At 53.9% G+C, this 16,774-nt stretch carries 17 protein-coding genes; 12 read left to right on the top strand and 5 right to left on the bottom strand.

Annotation, left to right across the window (positions count from 1 at the left end; translation table 11 throughout):
* The first annotated feature begins 21 nt into the window (after window positions 1–21).
* From ACAW74_RS07240 to ACAW74_RS07265, 6 genes are all read left to right on the top strand, one after another.
* The gene (locus ACAW74_RS07240) at window positions 22–405 is read left to right on the top strand and encodes a Rid family detoxifying hydrolase (protein WP_370697523.1); all 384 of its coding nucleotides are present in this window, start codon (window positions 22–24) and stop codon (window positions 403–405) included.
* A 111-nt stretch (window positions 406–516) separates the two neighbouring features.
* The gene (gene gltX, locus ACAW74_RS07245) at window positions 517–2,046 is read left to right on the top strand and encodes a glutamate--tRNA ligase (protein WP_370697524.1); all 1,530 of its coding nucleotides are present in this window, start codon (window positions 517–519) and stop codon (window positions 2,044–2,046) included.
* A gap of 128 nt (window positions 2,047–2,174) precedes the next feature.
* On the top strand, window positions 2,175–2,480 hold the full coding sequence (locus tag ACAW74_RS07250) for a hypothetical protein (protein WP_370697525.1): 306 nt from the start codon (window positions 2,175–2,177) through the stop codon (window positions 2,478–2,480).
* A gap of 159 nt (window positions 2,481–2,639) precedes the next feature.
* Window positions 2,640–3,419, top strand: coding sequence for a TIGR00266 family protein (locus ACAW74_RS07255; RefSeq protein WP_370697526.1), 780 nt, complete (start codon window positions 2,640–2,642; stop codon window positions 3,417–3,419).
* A gap of 187 nt (window positions 3,420–3,606) precedes the next feature.
* On the top strand, window positions 3,607–3,897 hold the full coding sequence (locus ACAW74_RS07260) for a hypothetical protein (RefSeq protein WP_370697527.1): 291 nt from the start codon (window positions 3,607–3,609) through the stop codon (window positions 3,895–3,897).
* 436 nt (window positions 3,898–4,333) lie between these two features.
* On the top strand, window positions 4,334–4,822 hold the full coding sequence (locus tag ACAW74_RS07265; RefSeq protein ID WP_370697528.1) for an RrF2 family transcriptional regulator: 489 nt from the start codon (window positions 4,334–4,336) through the stop codon (window positions 4,820–4,822).
* A gap of 95 nt (window positions 4,823–4,917) precedes the next feature.
* Here the strand turns inward: ACAW74_RS07265 and ACAW74_RS07270 are convergent, their stop codons facing one another.
* Both ACAW74_RS07270 and ACAW74_RS07275 read right to left on the bottom strand, forming a co-directional pair.
* On the bottom strand, window positions 4,918–6,438 hold the full coding sequence (locus tag ACAW74_RS07270) for a DUF4301 family protein (RefSeq protein WP_370697529.1): 1,521 nt from the start codon (window positions 6,436–6,438) through the stop codon (window positions 4,918–4,920).
* A gap of 87 nt (window positions 6,439–6,525) precedes the next feature.
* The gene (locus ACAW74_RS07275; RefSeq protein ID WP_370697530.1) at window positions 6,526–7,170 is read right to left on the bottom strand and encodes a DUF1345 domain-containing protein; all 645 of its coding nucleotides are present in this window, start codon (window positions 7,168–7,170) and stop codon (window positions 6,526–6,528) included.
* An 84-nt stretch (window positions 7,171–7,254) separates the two neighbouring features.
* Between ACAW74_RS07275 and ACAW74_RS07280 the strand changes: the two genes are divergently transcribed.
* From ACAW74_RS07280 to ACAW74_RS07290, 3 genes are all read left to right on the top strand, one after another.
* A complete protein-coding gene (locus ACAW74_RS07280) occupies window positions 7,255–7,743 on the top strand; it encodes a gliding motility lipoprotein GldH (RefSeq protein ID WP_502918607.1) in 489 nt (162 codons plus the stop codon).
* Between the two features lie 96 nt (window positions 7,744–7,839).
* Complete coding sequence (locus ACAW74_RS07285; RefSeq protein WP_370697532.1) at window positions 7,840–8,487, top strand: LON peptidase substrate-binding domain-containing protein; 648 nt, start codon at window positions 7,840–7,842, stop codon at window positions 8,485–8,487.
* A gap of 64 nt (window positions 8,488–8,551) precedes the next feature.
* A complete protein-coding gene (locus ACAW74_RS07290) occupies window positions 8,552–9,091 on the top strand; it encodes an NADPH-dependent FMN reductase (protein ID WP_370697533.1) in 540 nt (179 codons plus the stop codon).
* Here the strand turns inward: ACAW74_RS07290 and ACAW74_RS07295 are convergent.
* Window positions 9,088–10,239, bottom strand: coding sequence for an AI-2E family transporter (locus ACAW74_RS07295; protein ID WP_370697534.1), 1,152 nt, complete (start codon window positions 10,237–10,239; stop codon window positions 9,088–9,090). The two genes, ACAW74_RS07290 and ACAW74_RS07295, sit on opposite strands and share 4 nt — an antisense overlap.
* A gap of 108 nt (window positions 10,240–10,347) precedes the next feature.
* Here ACAW74_RS07295 and ACAW74_RS07300 point away from each other — a divergent pair, with 108 nt between their 5' ends.
* The 3 genes from ACAW74_RS07300 to ACAW74_RS07310 all read left to right on the top strand — a co-directional run bounded on the left by ACAW74_RS07300 (window position 10,348) and on the right by ACAW74_RS07310 (window position 13,168).
* Window positions 10,348–11,214: a hypothetical protein gene (locus ACAW74_RS07300; RefSeq protein WP_370697535.1), complete on the top strand. Its 867-nt coding sequence runs from the start codon at window positions 10,348–10,350 to the stop codon at window positions 11,212–11,214.
* Window positions 11,215–11,312: 98 nt separating this feature from the next.
* Window positions 11,313–12,014 carry a response regulator transcription factor gene (locus tag ACAW74_RS07305; RefSeq protein ID WP_015330071.1) on the top strand — a complete coding sequence of 234 codons (702 nt, stop codon included), beginning with the start codon at window positions 11,313–11,315 and terminating at the stop codon, window positions 12,012–12,014.
* A gap of 122 nt (window positions 12,015–12,136) precedes the next feature.
* Complete coding sequence (locus tag ACAW74_RS07310) at window positions 12,137–13,168, top strand: sensor histidine kinase (RefSeq protein WP_370697536.1); 1,032 nt, start codon at window positions 12,137–12,139, stop codon at window positions 13,166–13,168.
* 12 nt (window positions 13,169–13,180) lie between these two features.
* Here ACAW74_RS07310 and ACAW74_RS07315 read toward each other — a convergent pair whose 3' ends face one another.
* Together ACAW74_RS07315 and ACAW74_RS07320 are read right to left on the bottom strand one after the other, a co-directional pair.
* The gene (locus ACAW74_RS07315; protein WP_370697537.1) at window positions 13,181–14,407 is read right to left on the bottom strand and encodes a sensor histidine kinase; all 1,227 of its coding nucleotides are present in this window, start codon (window positions 14,405–14,407) and stop codon (window positions 13,181–13,183) included.
* Between the two features lie 183 nt (window positions 14,408–14,590).
* A complete protein-coding gene (locus ACAW74_RS07320) occupies window positions 14,591–16,753 on the bottom strand; it encodes a tetratricopeptide repeat protein (RefSeq protein ID WP_370697538.1) in 2,163 nt (720 codons plus the stop codon).
* Window positions 16,754–16,774 lie beyond the last annotated feature (21 nt).

Here is a 16,774-nt window from a genome sequence, read left to right on the forward strand (position 1 = left end):
AGACTTTTGAGACTCAAGATTATGTCTAAAGAAATTGTTTATACGGATCAGGCCCCCGCGCCAATCGGGCCTTATAATCAGGCTGTGAAGGTAACGGCTGCGTCTGGCAGTGCAACCCTCTATGTATCAGGGCAGGTTGCAATTGACTTAGCCCCCCTGGGCGACATTAAGGCCGAAACCCAAAAAGTGATGGAGAACGTAGGTGCCATTCTACGCGCCGCCAACATGGATTATGCCAACGTGGTCAAGGCGACGATCTTCGTGAAAGACATGAACAATTTCGCGGCCATCAATGACGTATACGGGAGCTTCTTCACGAGCGATTTCCCGGCTCGCGAAACCGTTGAAGTAGCCCGGCTACCCAAAGACGTCAACGTCGAAATTTCAGTCATCGCTGTAAATTGATTGGCTCGCGGGCAGAGCGGATTTACACGGATTTTAGGTTCATTCAACAGAACATAAAATCCGCGATCATCCTTAAACTCTACGTCATCCGCGTACCATACACCACCAACTATGAAACCACGCGTTCGTTTCGCGCCCAGCCCCACCGGCCCACTCCATATCGGCGGGGTTCGCACGGCGTTATACAATTACCTGTTTGCCCGAAAAATGGGCGGGCAGATGCTCCTTCGGATCGAAGACACCGACCAGAACCGGTTTGTGCCGGGTGCCGAGCAATACATCATCGAAGCGCTGGCCTGGGTTGGCATTCAGATCGATGAAGGCCAAACCGCCAATGGCCCCGTCGGTCCCGATGCGCCCTACCGGCAGTCGGAACGGCAGGCGATTTACCAACGTGAAGCCCAGCGGCTTGTCGACGAAGGGAAAGCTTACTATGCCTTCGACACCGCCGAAGAGCTCGACGCTATGCGTGCCCGACTCGAAGCCGCCAATGCACCCGCCGCGCAGTACAACGCCATCACGCGGATGCAGATGAAGAACAGCCTCACACTGCCGGCGGCCGACGTAAAAGCGCGTATCGATGCTGGCGACCCGTATGTAATCAGGCTCAAAACGCCGCGCAAGGAAGAGGTGCGGCTCAACGATCTGGTGCGCGGTTGGGTAAATGTACACTCATCGGCCATCGACGATAAAGTGCTGCTGAAGTCAGACGGACTGCCCACCTACCACCTTGCCAACGTCGTCGATGATCACCTCATGCAGATTACGCACGTGATCCGGGGCGAAGAGTGGCTACCCTCCGCTCCCTTGCACGTGTTGCTCTATCGCTACCTTGGTTGGGAAGATACCATGCCGCAGTTTGCGCATCTGCCCCTGCTGCTGAAGCCCGAAGGCAACGGTAAACTGAGCAAACGCGACGCTGATCTGGGTGGTTTTCCGGTGTTCCCGCTCGAATGGAAAGATCCGTTCTCAGGTACGTTGGCGCGGGGCTTCCGTGAAGATGGCTACCTGCCCGAGGCCCTCATCAACTTCTTGGCGATGCTGGGCTGGAACCCCGGCACCGAGCAGGAACTGTTCACGATGGATGAACTGATCGAGGCCTTCGACATTGAACGTATCCAGAAAGGAGGGGCGCGTTTCGACATCGAAAAGGCGAAATGGTTCAACCAGCAATACCTCCGGCAGCGGCCCAACGCCGACTTGGCTCCGACGGTACAGCAGCAGGCGCAGGAAGCCGGTTTCGATTGTTCGCCCGAAAAAGCCGAGCAGTTGGTAGCGTTGCTGAAAGAGCGCGTGACCTTTGCCACCGACATTTTCCCCGAAGCCCGCACCATCTTCTTTGCGCCTACGGAATACGACGAGACCGTCAGGACAGCCAAGTGGAACGACGACGCTCGCCGGGCGGTCACGGCCTTCCGCGATGCGCTGCTGACGTATGAAGGTCCCTTCGAAGCCGATGTCATCAAGCACCTGCTATCCGACACGCTGACGGCGGCGGGCATCAAGCAGGGTAAGGTAATGCAGGCGATGCGACTGGCGCTTACTGGCCTCGGTGCCGGCCCCGACCTCATGCTGACCATGCAGATTATCGGAAAAGCCGAAGTCATCAGCCGACTGGAAGCGGCGTTGGCCCATCTCTGATACGAACGCGGATGAAACAGATTGACGCGGATTTACACAGATTTTAAGAGATTTGGCGTTGAATCCTGTTCTATCAAAAACCCGCGCTAATCCGCTTAATCCGTTCATCCGCGTTCCTCTATAGAATCATGGCGAAGAAGAAACCAACTCCTGCAAACCCCGATGAAGCCGAAAAGCCACGGGTGCATAAAGAACTGGAAGGATTCAACATCGAGATCAACTCGTTTGGCGAGATCGTAACCAGCTTCGAGATCGACAAGATCAACCAGTTCCTGAACCGGACTGTCGACGATAAGAAGCTACGCCACCGCGACGACCTGCAAGCCCTCAAAGGCGAAGCCGACCGCCCCGACGATGACGTACCTGACGACGAAGACGAGAAACTCTTCGACGAAACCGACGACATCCTGCCTGACAACGACCCCGAACGATAACCGGCGAGTCGGTACATGGAAGCGCCTTTAAACGACGGTCATTGCATTCGTGCGATGACCGCTTTTTTTGCCCGTTTATCCAATTTTCAACCCACCTAATTTTCGTTTGCTCTTACTTAGTAACTAGCAAACGGCCCCTAATTGGCCGATATTCCTGACATGACCTCACACGAAATCGACTACAAAATTATTGGCGAAGACATCCAGGTGGTGGAGATTGAACTCGACCCCAACGAGACCGTCATTGCCGAAGCCGGCAGCATGCTCTACATGGAAGAGGGCATCTCGTTTGAAACCCGGATGGGCGACGGCTCCCAAACCAGCGGTGGCTTTCTGGGTAAGCTTATGCAGGCAGGATCGCGTATGATCATGGGCGAGTCGCTGTTTATGACCCATTTCACCAACCGGGGTGTGGGCAAGCGGAAAGTGGCTTTCGCAGCCCCTTATCCTGGCACAGTTATGCCTATTAATCTGGCTAGCATCTACCAGAATACACTCATCGTGCAGAAAGATGCCTTCCTCTGCGCGGCGATGGGCACACGGCTCAGTATTCACTTCAATCAGCGGTTTGGAGCTGGGCTGTTTGGGGGTGAAGGGTTCATCCTCGAAAAAATTCAGGGTGACGGTATGGCCTTTATCCATGCGGGGGGCGTCGTGATGGAACGTACCCTCAACAACGAAGTGCTGCGCGTCGATACAGGCTGCGTGGTCGGGTTTGAGCCGCAGATCAACTTCAGCATCGAACAGGCGGGTGGCCTGCGCAGCATGATTTTTGGCGGCGAAGGCCTCTTTCTGGCCACCTTACGCGGCACCGGTAAAGTATGGATTCAGTCGATGCCGATCTCGAAACTTGTTCAACGGCTAGCTCCCTACAGCGCTCAGTCTCACAAAGAAGGGGGCTCCGTACTGGGTCAGCTCGGCAACCTGTTTGAAGGATAAACCAGTAGCAGTTAACCAGTTCGGCATCACTTTTGACTCATTGCGTAGTCGATAAGCTCATCAGTAGTGGGCTTATCGACTACGCTTTTTACGTATACAGGGCTGATCTGGTATAAGAAAAGATCCGGCACCGCATGGATACGTACCTGACCGGAACCGGGGCAGTAGCCCTTCTTGTTGAGTAGCTATGGAAGTAATTTGCACTAATGATAAGTTTCCGGCTCCTGTGCTGGCTTTTTATGCGGAGTTTGGCGTGAAGACGCCCGTGAAAGATACGCTGTACACGATCCGGCAGGTGAAGCAGCATACTACCGGCGAAACGGGTGTATTGCTCAATGAAATCCAGAATCCCGACGTACCTGTGAAACACCCGGTATTGGGCGAGGTGTGGTTTGAGCCTACGTTCAACATCAATCGTTTCGCTACACTTATGGGCCAACCGGTTCGTGAAGAAGAGCTAGCCGATGTAAACGTATAGCCGTGCCATTTTTTTCGTAGCTTAGGGGCTTTGTTTCGTCTAGTATTTTCCCGGAATAAGGCTCTATCCAACTAACATTGCTTTATCAGGTCGATAGCCTCTTGCCTGATATACCCTGTTCCGGGTCTTTCCACCTATCTAGTTGAACGGTGATGGAGGTGAAGACAAGTCTACGACATAGACGTCTTCTCCGGTCTATATATCGGGTCATCTGTCATTCACACCAAAGAACTTTCGGGTACGTGGTATGGATGTACGCCCATAGGTCATAGGAACTTTTTTGGCCCGATCTATGATAGAGTAAGGAAATAGGTAGGCGAAACATTGATTGACACACAGTTGATTACTAACTTGGCCGTTTGTAAGTAGGCCTGAGTAATCAATAAGTATTTCTCTTATCACCTAACCGCGATGAACGGTCTGACTACCGTAACCAATGATCTCTAAAAAAGCGAAGTATGCCATCAAGGCATTGAAGGTTCTGACCGAAGAGTTTGGCAAAGGGCCGGTTTTGATCTCGTACATATCTGCGCGCGAGAACATTCCGAAAAAGTTTCTGGAGGCTATTTTGCTGGAACTCCGCAATCACGGCATCCTGCAAAGCCAGAAAGGCAAAGGTGGTGGGTATTTGTTGCGCATCGACCCGGCCCGGGTAAATCTGGCTCAGGTGTTGCGTGTCATTGACGGCCCTATTGCCCCTACCCCCTGCGTATCGCTGAACTTTTACGTCAAATGCGACGATTGCGAAGACGAAGTTACCTGTGCGCTGAAGCCCATTATGGAACGAGTCCGCGACGCAAACCTCGGTGTCTACGAAAACACAACCTTGCTGACCTTCCAGAACATGGAGTCGCTGGAGACGAAAGAGATTCCCATTGGGGTTACTCCGAATTCGGCTACAGACGCCAGCCTGTTGTCTGCCTAACCTGCCATTGCCTATGCGATAACCGCTACATATTGATATGCCAAAGGCCCGGACATTCCGGGCCTTTGGCATATAATGAGTAATGTGCTGCTCGTTTAATCCTCCAGCGCCACGGGCTGATGCTCGGGCCGTAGCAGGTCGTTGACCGTCTTCACAGGGTTGAACGTGATCAGCGGTACCTCCACAAACAGCGTGTTCCAGTCGGCCATAGCGCCGTTCCAGAGGCCCGGCAGTTCCTGCGCTTTCAGGTCTTTACCGTCTTTAGATTTGGCGGTGATAAAACCGGTGAGCGGGTCGCGGAAATCGGGCAGGTTATAGCGGTTTCCTTCCCGGTTTTTCAGGCCGCACACCAGATCAACGGGGTTAAAGTGGGTTGCCTGCTCAAACAGGGTTTTCTGAGCGGCATCGTCCATGTCGATCTGCGCCGACTCCACCACCTGCAACGAAACCGACCCGTCGGCATTTTTCGCCCAGAACGGCCCGCCACCCGGTTCGCCCACGTTTTTCACCATTCCACAGGCACGAATAGGCCGGTCGAGCTTCTGCCGATAATAGGCAAGCTTGTCGGCAGCCGATCGCTGGGCAAAGTCGTCCGGGGGCGTCACGCAGAGCGTGGTACGCAAAAACTCATCGACTTCGGCCAGATACCCGTCGCTAACGACCTCGCCACTGAGCAACTCCTGTAGGCGGAACAGTTGTTTCTGCGCATCGAGCAGCACCGTTGCCAGCACTTTTTTGTAGGTGATGGTTTGCTCTTTCAGCTCATCGGGCACCACGTTGTCGATGTTCTTGATAAACACCAGATCAGCGTCGATATCGTTCAGGTTTTCGATCAATGCCCCGTGGCCCGCCGGTCTGAACAGCAGCGTATCGTCGCCATTCCGGAACGGGGTGTTGTCGAGGTTCACCGAGATCGTATCGGTGCTTTTCTTCTGTTCCGAAAACGTCACGTCGAAATCGACACCCAGCCAGGTTTCGTAATCGTGCAATTCGTTTCGAATCAGTTCTTCGAAGCGGCTCCGGTGCTCGGGCGATACGGTAAAGTGCAATCGCACCTGCCCGTTGGCATTGGCGTAGGCAGCGCCTTCGACCAGATGCTCTTCGACCGGGGTACGTGGTCCGTCGGCATAGTTATGAAACTTGAGCAAGCCTTTGGGCAGGCTGCCGTAGTCGAGCCCTTTGGCGGTAAGCAGGTACGTCAGAATAGTATGCCGGTCGTTGTCAGCAATGGCCTTGTCGAGGTCAAGGTGATCTTTCGCCATCGCAGCTTTCAGGTCTTCGAAGAAAGCAAAATCGTCGAGGCGTTCAAAAAAGCCGTCTGTTGCTTTATCCATCTTACCATCCAGCGCCGCAAACAGCGATTTAAACATGCGGGTCGCGGCGCCCGAAGCTGGCACAAACTTCATCAGGGTCAACTCACCAGCCTGCTCATCGTACTGATGAATGTAATTGGTCAGTTGCTCTTCGGGTACGCGGATGATGCCGTCGCCCACGGTGGCAGCCCGGATAACATGCAGAAACGGAAACCCGTCGACAAAATGCTGTATCTGTTGCTGAACGACGTCGGTAGTAGTGCCTTGGGTGGCAATTTGGTCAAGGTCTGTTTGGGAAAACATGGCGGTACTTCAAAATCAATGTGTGCGCGGCAAGTTGCCGGTTTCGGGCAAGTATCGCAAGGCCCTTTCCGAAAACTTAGTGATGGGCTACGAAAGCACGCCCGAGACGACATTAATACTCAAGGCGACGATGAGTGTATTGAACGCAAATGACAAGAGGCTATGCACCAGAATCAGCCGCCGGAATGCCGAATTAGTCGGGCCGACGTCGGCAACCTGACTCGTCATGCCAATGCCAAAAGCCACGTATGCAAAATCTTCGTAGACGGGCTGCTTCGTATCGGGGAAATTCAGGCCCTCGCCGGGTTCCTGCCGGTAATATAGGTGCGCATACCGCAGTGTAAAGAGCGAATGCAGCAGTACCCAGGAATTAATTACGGTAATGGCCGACAGGATAATGTAAAGCCGGAGGTGATGTCCATTCAATTGCTTGACTACATCGAGCAGAAAAATGACGGCGAAAAAACTGGCCATAGCTGCCGTGATGGCGAATATCAGAATCAACACCCGGCCCGAATCCTGCAATTTGTAGGCTTTCAATGCCTCAAGCGGGTGCAGGTACGTCATCGACAGCCAGGCTAGCGCATTGACCGTCAGGGCGTAGCTATCGTAAGTAATGAGCAGTTGTAAGGGCCAGATCACGTAACGGCTGGCGATAGTGAACGTAAGGGCTGCTACCCCGAACCCAATCAGGAGCCGATGGTGCGCATCTAAACGGGCAAGTTGATTCATGGCAGTACGGTGTCAATAAGCCGGATAAGCGGGTTTTGTATCCAATAACCAGCATCCTCTTTTCGTAAGTAGCTTTGTACACATATGCATAGCTACCTGCCAATGATACGACTTTTGACCGGGCTGTTTGTAGGCCTTGCCTGTTGGGCCTGCCAGGATCCCAATGTGGTTTATAAGGAAAACGCGGATATTGACGACGGAAAATGGTTTGTGAAGAACACACCCACCTTCCGGTTTCAGATCACCGACGCCAGCCAGCCCTACGATATTTATTATACGCTACGCAACAACCTTACGTACCCGTATTACAACCTATACCTGACGCGCTACCTCACCGACGAACGGGGCAAGGAACTGGAATCGCGCCTCGACGAGCTGATCCTGATGGACCCCAAAACCGGTAAGCCCCGCGGCAAAGGACTGGGCGACCTCTATGACAACAAGGTGCTGATGAAGCGAGCCTACCGGTTTCCCAAGCCAGGTACGTATGCCTTCCGAATCAAACAGTACATGCGCCAGGACCCGCTGCCCGACGTGGTGAGCGTTGGCATCAGCATTGAAAAAAGCCAATAAACAAAGGATATTCCGGCGTCGGATGGTTGATGGTTTAAATCGCCCGCAGCCGACATATAATCGGTTCTTTGTTTACCTCTCTTCGTTCCAGTCCTTATGTTTCTACCCCTGTTTCCGCTCAGTTTGGTTGTCTATCCCGGTGAGGACCTCAATCTGCACATTTTCGAGCCCCGCTACCGGCAGTTGATCAACGAATGCCTCGACGAGGAAAAAACATTTGGCATTCCGGCGTATGTCGACAACAAAATGCCCGGCTACGGTACCGAAGTGCACATTACGGCACTTCATAAGCGGTATGACGACGGGCGGCTCGATGTAAAAACGAAAGGCATTCGCGTTTTTCGACTGGTCGATTTCCAGAACCCAGTAGCCGACAAGCTGTATGCGGGTGGGAACGTGCAGCCCGTTGAGATCAACCCCGACGAGGAACTGCGGGCGTCGGGCGGGGGCCAGTACCTGACTACGCTGCTCGACCGGCTGGTAAAACTGTATGATCTGCTTCAGATCGAGGCCGATTATAACCTGACGCCACCCGAGCAGTTTTCGTATCGGATTGCGCACAAGGTGGGGCTGTCTATCGAACAGGAATATGAACTACTGACGTTGAGTACCGAAGGCGAGCGGCAGCGTTTCCTGATCCGTCACCTCGACAAGGTGATCCCGATGGTGTTCGACATGGAACGCACCAAAGAGCGCATCCGGATGAACGGCCATTTCAAAAACCTCGATCCGCTGAATTTTTGACGCGTAGCTTAGTTTAAAGAAGCTATTACGTATTAAAATCCATAACTGGCTACTGTCGTAACGAATGAATAACGTACCCAGGCGCATATTAGCCATTTCGGGAAGCACGCGGGCTGATTCATCGAATACGCAGCTGTTGCGAATTATGGCAGCGGTGGCGGGTGATCGCTGGACAGTAACCTACTACGACCAACTCGACCAGCTTCCACATTTCAACCCTGATCTCGACCGCGACAACGTACCTGAGCCGGTTTCGGCACTGAGGCAGCAAATTGAGGCAGCCGACGGTATCATCATCTGTACACCGGAATACGTATTCAGCCTGCCGGGTAGCCTGAAAAATCTGCTGGAATGGTTGGTATCGACAACCCTGCTGACCGACAAGCCGACCGCCCTCGTTACCGCTTCGGCATCGGGTGAGAAAGCGCACGAAGCCCTGCAACTGATCGTAGGTACGTTGCAGGCCCGCTTCACCCCGGCCACAACGCTGCTCATCAATGGTGTCCGCGGCAAACTGAATCCCGACGGGCGCCTTACCGACGCTTCTACCCAACTAGCCATCGAACAGGTGGTTAGCGCCTTTACCGACCTGCTTAGCCGCTAATCTTTCTCATCGACCTGCCCTACTTTTTTCACCCGTTTGGGTAGTTGCTCGGTCAGTTGCTGGAGATTCTTTATGGGTGGCCGTGGTTTTTCCGCTTCACCCAGCAGGAAGCCATAAGGCGCCATTGGTTCAACCGCGTCGAAGATCACTTTGATGATGGCTGTCAGGGGCAGCGCCAGTACAAGACCCGGCAAGCCCCAGAGTTTTTCCCAAACTAGCAGTGCGATGATGGCAGCAAGGGGGTTGATACTCACCTTCGACCCGACGATGTAGGGTGTGATGAAGTTTCCTTCAATGGCCTGCACAAACAGAAAAACGCCGATTACACCCAGCGCTTTCAGGGGATTGTCTTGCGTTACAAGCGTGTAGGCGGCGGGTAGCAGCGATCCTAATGAGATGCCGAAGTAGGGAATCAGCACCAGGCAGGCACCGAAGAAACCGAAGAAGATGGCGTAATCGACCCCCAGAATCATCAGGCCGATGGTCATCAGGGTGCCTGTCACCAGAATTACCAGCACCAGTCCGGCCAGGTAGTCCTTCACCACCTCATAAATACGCCCCAGCACCGTGTCCACCTTAGTGCGCCGGGTGTGGCCAAACACCTTGTAGAAAAACGACCGGAAAAAGTCGCGGTACAGCAGGAAGAAGAAGATGAACAGCAGGACGATGAAGATGTCGGTGATGGTGCTGGTAGTGGCCAGCAGCGTAGACGTCAGCATGGCTCCACCTGATTCCAGCAGGCTATTCAAGTACTTACGCCCCTCGGTCATCTGCCGTTTACGGTCGATATTGAAATTGGCATCGGCGTAGGTCTGTAGCTTGTCGAGTGCGTTGTTGCCTTTTTGAATCAGCTGAGGCAATACTTCCGAAAAGTTGCTGATCTGGATGGTAACCGCATACAACAACGTCGAGATAACGGCCAGCGTTAGTATCAGACACAGTAACACCGACACGATACGCGGAATACGCCATTTTTCGAGCCGCACACAAAGTGGGTATAACAATACAGAAAACAGAATGGCAAATACCAGTGGTACCAGCAACGTCTGCAACTCATACAATCCGTAAATTAGAATTAGGATTGAGGTCAACACAGCGGCCAACTGAATGTAGAAGGGCTGTTGAACTTCGGTAGCTCGATTGATCATCTTTGATGTACGATGAATGATGTACAATGTACGATGGCTACGCGCTGTACCCTACTGTGCTGCAACCGCAACGCATTGTACATTGTGCATTATTCATCATACATGAAAATGTTTCACTGGCTGCTTAACGTATTTTTTGGGGTAAAAGTCGGATTTTGTTCGTGTGCGCCCGAAGTTCGACGGTTGGGCGTGGCTCGGGTACGTTCACACTACCAGATTGAACGGCTGGCCCGCCTGCCATGCGTGGTCAATGAAAGCTCCGGATTGGCCCGCCGCACCACCGACGGGCGCACCGTCTGGACGCATAACGACGGCGGTGGCCGACCAACATTGTATGGTGTTGACGTCGCCACGGGTGCCCTACTCGACTCGCTCACCTTGCCGACGCTGCGCAACGTCGACTGGGAAGAAATTACGCAGGCTGATACGGCCCGCCTGTTCATCGCCGATCTGGGTAACAACGCCAACACGCGGCGCGATCTGGCCATTCACGAAGTCAATCGGGCCGGAACACCTACGGCTACCCTCTCCATACACTACGCCAATCAGCTGGCCTTTCCACCTGATCGGGCAACAAAGCCCGGCCGCAACTTCGACTGTGAGGCCGTTTTTTACCGGGCCGACAGTTTATTCCTGCTATCAAAAAACAGATCTGGCCATCAGGTACGTCTCTACGGAGTGCCAGCCCGCGCGGGTACGTATCAGCTTGCCCCGCTCGATTCGGTGTTTATCAAGTCGATGGTGACGGGCGCGGCGCTCAGCCCTCGTGCCAATGGGCAGGCCGGACAAACGCTGGCCGTGCTGACGTATGGCAAAATTCTCTTCTTTGAGCTGGGTACGTCGGCCCGGCTGGCGCGGCCAACCGGTTGCCTTCGTCTACCCCGTGGACAAACCGAGGCCATTGTCTTTCTGAACGGTACCGACCTGTTAATCAGCAATGAACGCGGGTGGCTTTACCGGCTTCGTCGTCGCTAATCAAACGTTATCTTTGTGTTAAGTCTGTAAACCTGGCTCTTAACGTATTCGCAATGCCGCCTAACTTCGGGGCGTAGACCATCCTTCTGCACAAGCCAATGAGTACGGCAAAAGCCTCCCAGCAAGCCCATCGCGTACTGGTCGTCGATGATGACCCCGATATCGTTGAACTGCTGGAATATAACCTTCGCAAGGAGGGTTACGACGTTGAAACGGCTCCTGATGGCCGTAAAGCCGTTGAACAAGCCAAAACCTTCACACCCGAACTGGTGCTGATGGACATCATGATGCCGCACCTCGATGGAATCGAGGCCGGTCGGCAACTGCGCGCCATTCCTGAGTTGCGCAACACCTACATCCTTTACCTGACGGCCCGTTCGGAAGAATATTCAGAGGTAGCGGCCTTCGAGGTGGGCGCCGATGATTACATCACCAAACCCATTAAACCCCGGGCGCTGATGAGCCGCATCAATGCGTTGTTTCGCCGTGAAGCCCAAAAAGCGGATACTGGCGACCTGATTCAGATTGCCGACCTGACGATCAACCGGCAGAATTACTCGGTCAACCGGGGCGACCAGACGATTATTCTGCCCAAAAAAGAGTTTGAACTGTTTTTTCATCTGGCCCAAACGCCCAACAAAGTCTTTAGCCGGGAAGAATTGCTACAAAAAATCTGGGGTGCCGATATTTACGTGCTCGAACGCACCGTTGACGTGCACATTCGTAAGCTCCGCGAAAAAATCGGCGAAGGCTATATCCGAACGCTGAAGGGCGTGGGGTATATGTTTGAAATTGCGTAGAGCCGCAACCCCTTGCGGCTTACTCGCGTCAGCTACAAGCCGTTTACGAGTATTGCTGACGCCTTATTTTGCTGACGCCAGTGAGCCGCAAGGGGTTGCGGCTCTACATGGTTTTCTGTCACATGTCCTTATCTCCCCGTGTTATTGCCCTTTTGCTGGCCCTGCTCATTGCGGGGCTGACGATGGCCTTTCTGGCATTTGTGCCGGGTGCCACGGGCAGTATGCTGTTTGTCGTAGGTACGTCGTCGTTCCTGCTGTCGTTTTTTCTGGTTATGTACACCATCGATATTCTGGTGTATCGCGAAATCACAAAGCTCTACGACGCCATTCGCCGGTTGAAGGTCAAAGACTTCTCCATCTCGCGGAAATCTATCCTGAAAACGGGTAATCCGTTCAAGAAACTGAACGACGAAATATTCGTGTACGTCGCCAAAAAGCAGCGGGAGATCGACGAGCTGAAGCGGATGGAACAGTTTCGGCGGGAGTTTCTGGCCGATGTGTCGCACGAGTTGAAGACACCCATTTTTGCCGCGCAGGGGTTTATCCACACCCTGATCGACGGGGCGGTGGACGACGAGTTTGTGCGCGACAAGTTTCTGGCGAAAGCCGCCCGCAGCCTCGACGGCCTCGATGCACTCGTGAAAGATCTGGTAGCGCTTTCGCAGCTCGAAACCGGCGAACTCCGCATGCACTTCGAGCGGGTAGATATGCGGCAGTTAGTCGAGGAAATTTTCGAGCAGCTGGAGAGCTTGGCGCGCGCCCGCACTACCAGCCTGAAACTCAAAGCCGCGCAAGGCCCGATCTGGGTTAAAGCTGACCGGCAACGCATGACGCAGGTGATGATCAACCTGATTCAGAATGCGGTTAAATACGGCAACGACAACGGCCGCGTGATTGTCGCGCTCGACGAAGACGGCAAAAAGCACATTCAGGTATCGGTGAAAGACGATGGCCCCGGCATCCCGCCCGAGCACCTCAGCCGCATTTTTGAGCGATTTTACCGCGTTGAAAAGAGCCGCTCGAAAGAACAGGGCGGCACCGGGCTGGGTCTCGCCATTGTGAAGCACATTCTCAACGCCCATAAGTCGAAAATCACAGTGCTAAGCCGCCTTGAAAAAGGGACCGAATTCCGGTTTAAGCTAGATAAGGAGTAGTCGCTCGTTGGGTCAGGCGAGCTGCATGGGCCACCGCATCACAAACGTAGCTCCCTCGCCTGGCTGGCTGTGCGCCTCGATCGTGCCGCCGTGATTGTGCATTACCCGCTGGCAAATGGCAAGCCCGATGCCCGTTCCGGGGTATTCGCTCTGAGAATGAAGCCGCTGAAATAGCTGGAAAATCCGTTCGCGATACTGGGGCGAGAAGCCGATGCCATCATCGCTGACCGTCAGTTCATGCTCCTTCGTAACGGGCAGATACTGGTGGCTGACCATTACGACGGGCGCCTGACCAGGCCGATGAAATTTGAGAGCGTTACTCAGCAGGTTTTGCAGAAGCTGCCCAAACATAAACCGGACAGCCGTGATCTGGGGCAAATCTGTGGTACGTATAACCGCCTGACTCGTGGTGATGGCTTCCTGTAAATCGGCTTGCACTTCGACTACCAGCTCAGCTAAACCAAAGGTTTCGTTGACGTGCTCGGCGCCGTTGATACGAGCATAGCTGAGCAGGTCATGAATAAGCTCCTGCATCCGTTCGGCGGCGCCGATAGAGCGCCTGAAAAACTCACGCCCCCGATCCGACAGCCGTTCGACTTCCTGATCCAGTATCATCTGGTTAAAGCTCTTGATCTTGCGAAGCGGTTCCTGCAAATCGTGGCTGGCTACGTGCGTAAACGAGCTAAGTTCGGCGTTGCGCTGCTCTAGTTGCAGATTTTGCCGAGCGAGCGCTTCGTTGAGTTCGCGCAGTTGACGTTCCTGCTCTTTCTGCCGGGTGATGTTCATATCCACACCAAATACACCGATGGCCTGCCCGGCGTCGTCGTGGACAATCCGACCGATCGTGCGGATATAGATTTCACGCCCTAACTTATCGTACCGCCGGTATTCCATCTCCAGATCCGTTCCCTGTAAGGCTTTGGCTACAGCCGCTTCCAGAATGGGTAGGTCGTTGGGATGCGTTGACTTGGCCACACTTTCCAGATCAACCTCGATTTCGTTGGGCTCGTATCCCCAGAATACATACATCTCGGGGCTCCACCGAATCTGAGTATCGCCAAAATACCATTCCCAGCTAGCCATACCAGCCATCCGCTGCGCCTGGCTCAGTTGGGCTTCCCGAATCAGCAACTTTGAGCGAATATCGAGCGGTGGCTCAACGCCTGACTCGCTGGTTGGGGCCGAATAGGTAGCCTGAATCGATTCGTCGGTAAGGGATTTAGGCGGTAGCGCATTCATAGGGTGAATAGGATAAGCAATGGTAGGTCTTCAGACGAGCAGTTTGGCACAGGGTAACTCCTAGTGAACCAAAGCAGCAAATAACACGACAAGATGCATGTACAACGTACTATCAATAAACGTAAAGCAGTCCACCTGAGTAGATAGACTGCTTTACGTAGGCAAGAAAATGCGGTAATAGGGTTAGTTGGCCCGGATAACCGAGTCGGGCAGGAAGCGAACATCCAGGCCTGTGGCTTTTTTCAAAGCGGCGTAGTTGTTCTTGCCATCCTGATAAGCCGGGTTGACTTCCATCGACTTGTTGTAATAGTACGAGGCCAGTTGATACTTGCCTTCGTTCTGGTAGATCACCCCGAGGTTATTGTAGGCAGGCGCATACGACGAAGCCGCCCGAATCGTCTGCTTGTAGTAATACTTGGCCGAGTCGACGTTAGGCGTAATCCGCTGAAATACATATGCCATCGAGAAATACGACTCCCCGAAGTTGGGATAGATGCGGCATGACTCCTGCAGATGATCCAGCGCCCAGCGAGCGTATTTGGATGTCTCTTTATTGTAGTCGGCCAGCATCGCCTGGTATTTCTTTACCGAATCGGGCTTGGTCTGGTAACGCACCATCCGGATATTGGCCGTGTCGATCTTGGCGCGCTCTTTCAGCCCTTTCTCGATCCATTCGTTGGCGACGTGGCGCTGCACCTGACAGCTCGTAGGCGCGTAAGGCAGGGCCGAGTTAAACAACACGAAGTTATTTTCCCAATCTGGGTTGCGCGTGACGGTTTTAAACGAATACAAACCGCACACCACCGCCAGTATTGCCGCTAGGGGCATGTAGTTCATAGCCAGCTTCGGACGCGCTTCCAACGTACCTACGGTTTCACCAGGTACGTCCTCCTTCGGCTTGGCCAGTCCAAATTTCTCAACCAACGCCTGTACCGCCCAGACCAGCACAAACGCAAAGCCCATGACGGACGCGTATAGGAACCGTTCGGCCAGAATACCGCCCCGGCTATAGATAAAGCCCAGCCCCGGTGCCATCGTGACAAAGAACCAGAATAGCCCAAAGCCCCAAAGCGTGCGCCGCCGGAAACCAATCCAGGTGAGCACGATAAGCCCGATCATGCTGAAGAAGCCCAGCCACGACAGCAGATCGCTCTTGCCCCCCGTTGGGATTACATTATAAGAGTAATCGTAAACGAGCGGATGCGGCAGAATCAGCAGTTTGATGTACCAGACAAAGAATTTAAACATCGTCGATGTCTTGGTATTCAGGATTGCGTAGGGGTAGTTGGCCCAGTCGGTGGGCGGGTTGCCACTCAACGTGCCGATCATCTGCTTTTTCTGGTAGAAGAACAGCGCAGCGATGATCAGGAATGGCCACAGACTCACCATCGAGCGGACCACGTTACGGCGGGCAAACCAGTACTGCATGGCCGGAATCAGGGCCAGACTCACGATCGACGATTCTTTCGACAGGAAGGCAAAATACAGGGATGCACAAGCCAGACCCACCCAGGTGGTCGAGAGGCCCGCCATCACCAGCACGCCGATCACGCCGCCCGCTGAGGCACCGAATGAATTAACCAGCAGACTGCTCCCGATCACCCAGCCGCCCACCACGTTGAACACTGTGAGTACACCACCCAGCGCCATATCCGATGTGGGGCCTTGATACCAGAACGGCGTTTTGGCTTCGAGCTGTTTCCAGTAAGTCAGCAGCATCAGCGAGATGAACAGGAAGCTCAGCAGTTCGTCGCGGCCTTTGATGTTGGCTACGATTTCGGTGTGGATGGGGTGTGTGATAAACGCCAGCCCGATCAGGAACGCCACCATGGTTTTGCCCGGCAACCATTTTTGCAGCAACGCCCCGATACTCAAGCCCGTGAGGCCATACAGCACGGCGTTGATCTGATGGCTGTACTCGGGGTGCTTGTCACCGAAGAATTCCTGTTCCAGCGCAAACGTGATCAGCGACAGCGGGCGGTAGTAACCTAACGAGATGTTGCTGAAGTGCCAGAACTCCGTGCGCATGAGGTCGGGCAGGCCTTTCAGTCCATTCTTCACGAACAGGTTCTGCCCGATAGCCGCGATGTCGTCGAGTGCATACTGGTGGCCAAAGGTATTGGCGTAGATCAACACACCTACGGCGGCCAGTACCAGCAATGGCCACCAGGCAACAGGTGCCCGCTCGATGGGCAGATCCGACGCTGCCGGTGCGCTGGGACGCGGTGGAATATTGACCACCGGCTGGGTACGTTGCGGGGTAGCCGGCGCCGAAGGGCGCGGGGCTGGATTCTGCGGCGCGCCAGAGCCGGGACGTTGACTGACCGGCTGCTTCTTTTTACTCATGTGTTGGGTTAAAATGAATCA

The organism is Fibrella musci (assembly GCF_041321105.1).
Taxonomy (GTDB): domain Bacteria; phylum Bacteroidota; class Bacteroidia; order Cytophagales; family Spirosomataceae; genus Fibrella; species Fibrella musci.

Coding starts and splice junctions, on each gene's coding strand:
- ACAW74_RS07315 (WP_370697537.1), bottom strand. CDS start 14,407: ATGAATGCGCTACCGCCTAAATCCCTTACCGACGAATCGATTCAGGCT.
- ACAW74_RS07240 (WP_370697523.1), top strand. CDS start 22: ATGTCTAAAGAAATTGTTTATACGGATCAGGCCCCCGCGCCAATCGGG.
- ACAW74_RS07290 (WP_370697533.1), top strand. CDS start 8,552: ATGAATAACGTACCCAGGCGCATATTAGCCATTTCGGGAAGCACGCGG.
- ACAW74_RS07310 (WP_370697536.1), top strand. CDS start 12,137: ATGTCCTTATCTCCCCGTGTTATTGCCCTTTTGCTGGCCCTGCTCATT.
- ACAW74_RS07250 (WP_370697525.1), top strand. CDS start 2,175: ATGGCGAAGAAGAAACCAACTCCTGCAAACCCCGATGAAGCCGAAAAG.
- ACAW74_RS07320 (WP_370697538.1), bottom strand. CDS start 16,753: ATGAGTAAAAAGAAGCAGCCGGTCAGTCAACGTCCCGGCTCTGGCGCG.
- gltX (WP_370697524.1), top strand. CDS start 517: ATGAAACCACGCGTTCGTTTCGCGCCCAGCCCCACCGGCCCACTCCAT.
- ACAW74_RS07265 (WP_370697528.1), top strand. CDS start 4,334: ATGATCTCTAAAAAAGCGAAGTATGCCATCAAGGCATTGAAGGTTCTG.
- ACAW74_RS07260 (WP_370697527.1), top strand. CDS start 3,607: ATGGAAGTAATTTGCACTAATGATAAGTTTCCGGCTCCTGTGCTGGCT.
- ACAW74_RS07300 (WP_370697535.1), top strand. CDS start 10,348: ATGTTTCACTGGCTGCTTAACGTATTTTTTGGGGTAAAAGTCGGATTT.
- ACAW74_RS07285 (WP_370697532.1), top strand. CDS start 7,840: ATGTTTCTACCCCTGTTTCCGCTCAGTTTGGTTGTCTATCCCGGTGAG.
- ACAW74_RS07275 (WP_370697530.1), bottom strand. CDS start 7,170: ATGAATCAACTTGCCCGTTTAGATGCGCACCATCGGCTCCTGATTGGG.
- ACAW74_RS07295 (WP_370697534.1), bottom strand. CDS start 10,239: ATGATCAATCGAGCTACCGAAGTTCAACAGCCCTTCTACATTCAGTTG.
- ACAW74_RS07280 (WP_502918607.1), top strand. CDS start 7,255: ATGCATAGCTACCTGCCAATGATACGACTTTTGACCGGGCTGTTTGTA.
- ACAW74_RS07255 (WP_370697526.1), top strand. CDS start 2,640: ATGACCTCACACGAAATCGACTACAAAATTATTGGCGAAGACATCCAG.
- ACAW74_RS07305 (WP_015330071.1), top strand. CDS start 11,313: ATGAGTACGGCAAAAGCCTCCCAGCAAGCCCATCGCGTACTGGTCGTC.
- ACAW74_RS07270 (WP_370697529.1), bottom strand. CDS start 6,438: ATGTTTTCCCAAACAGACCTTGACCAAATTGCCACCCAAGGCACTACT.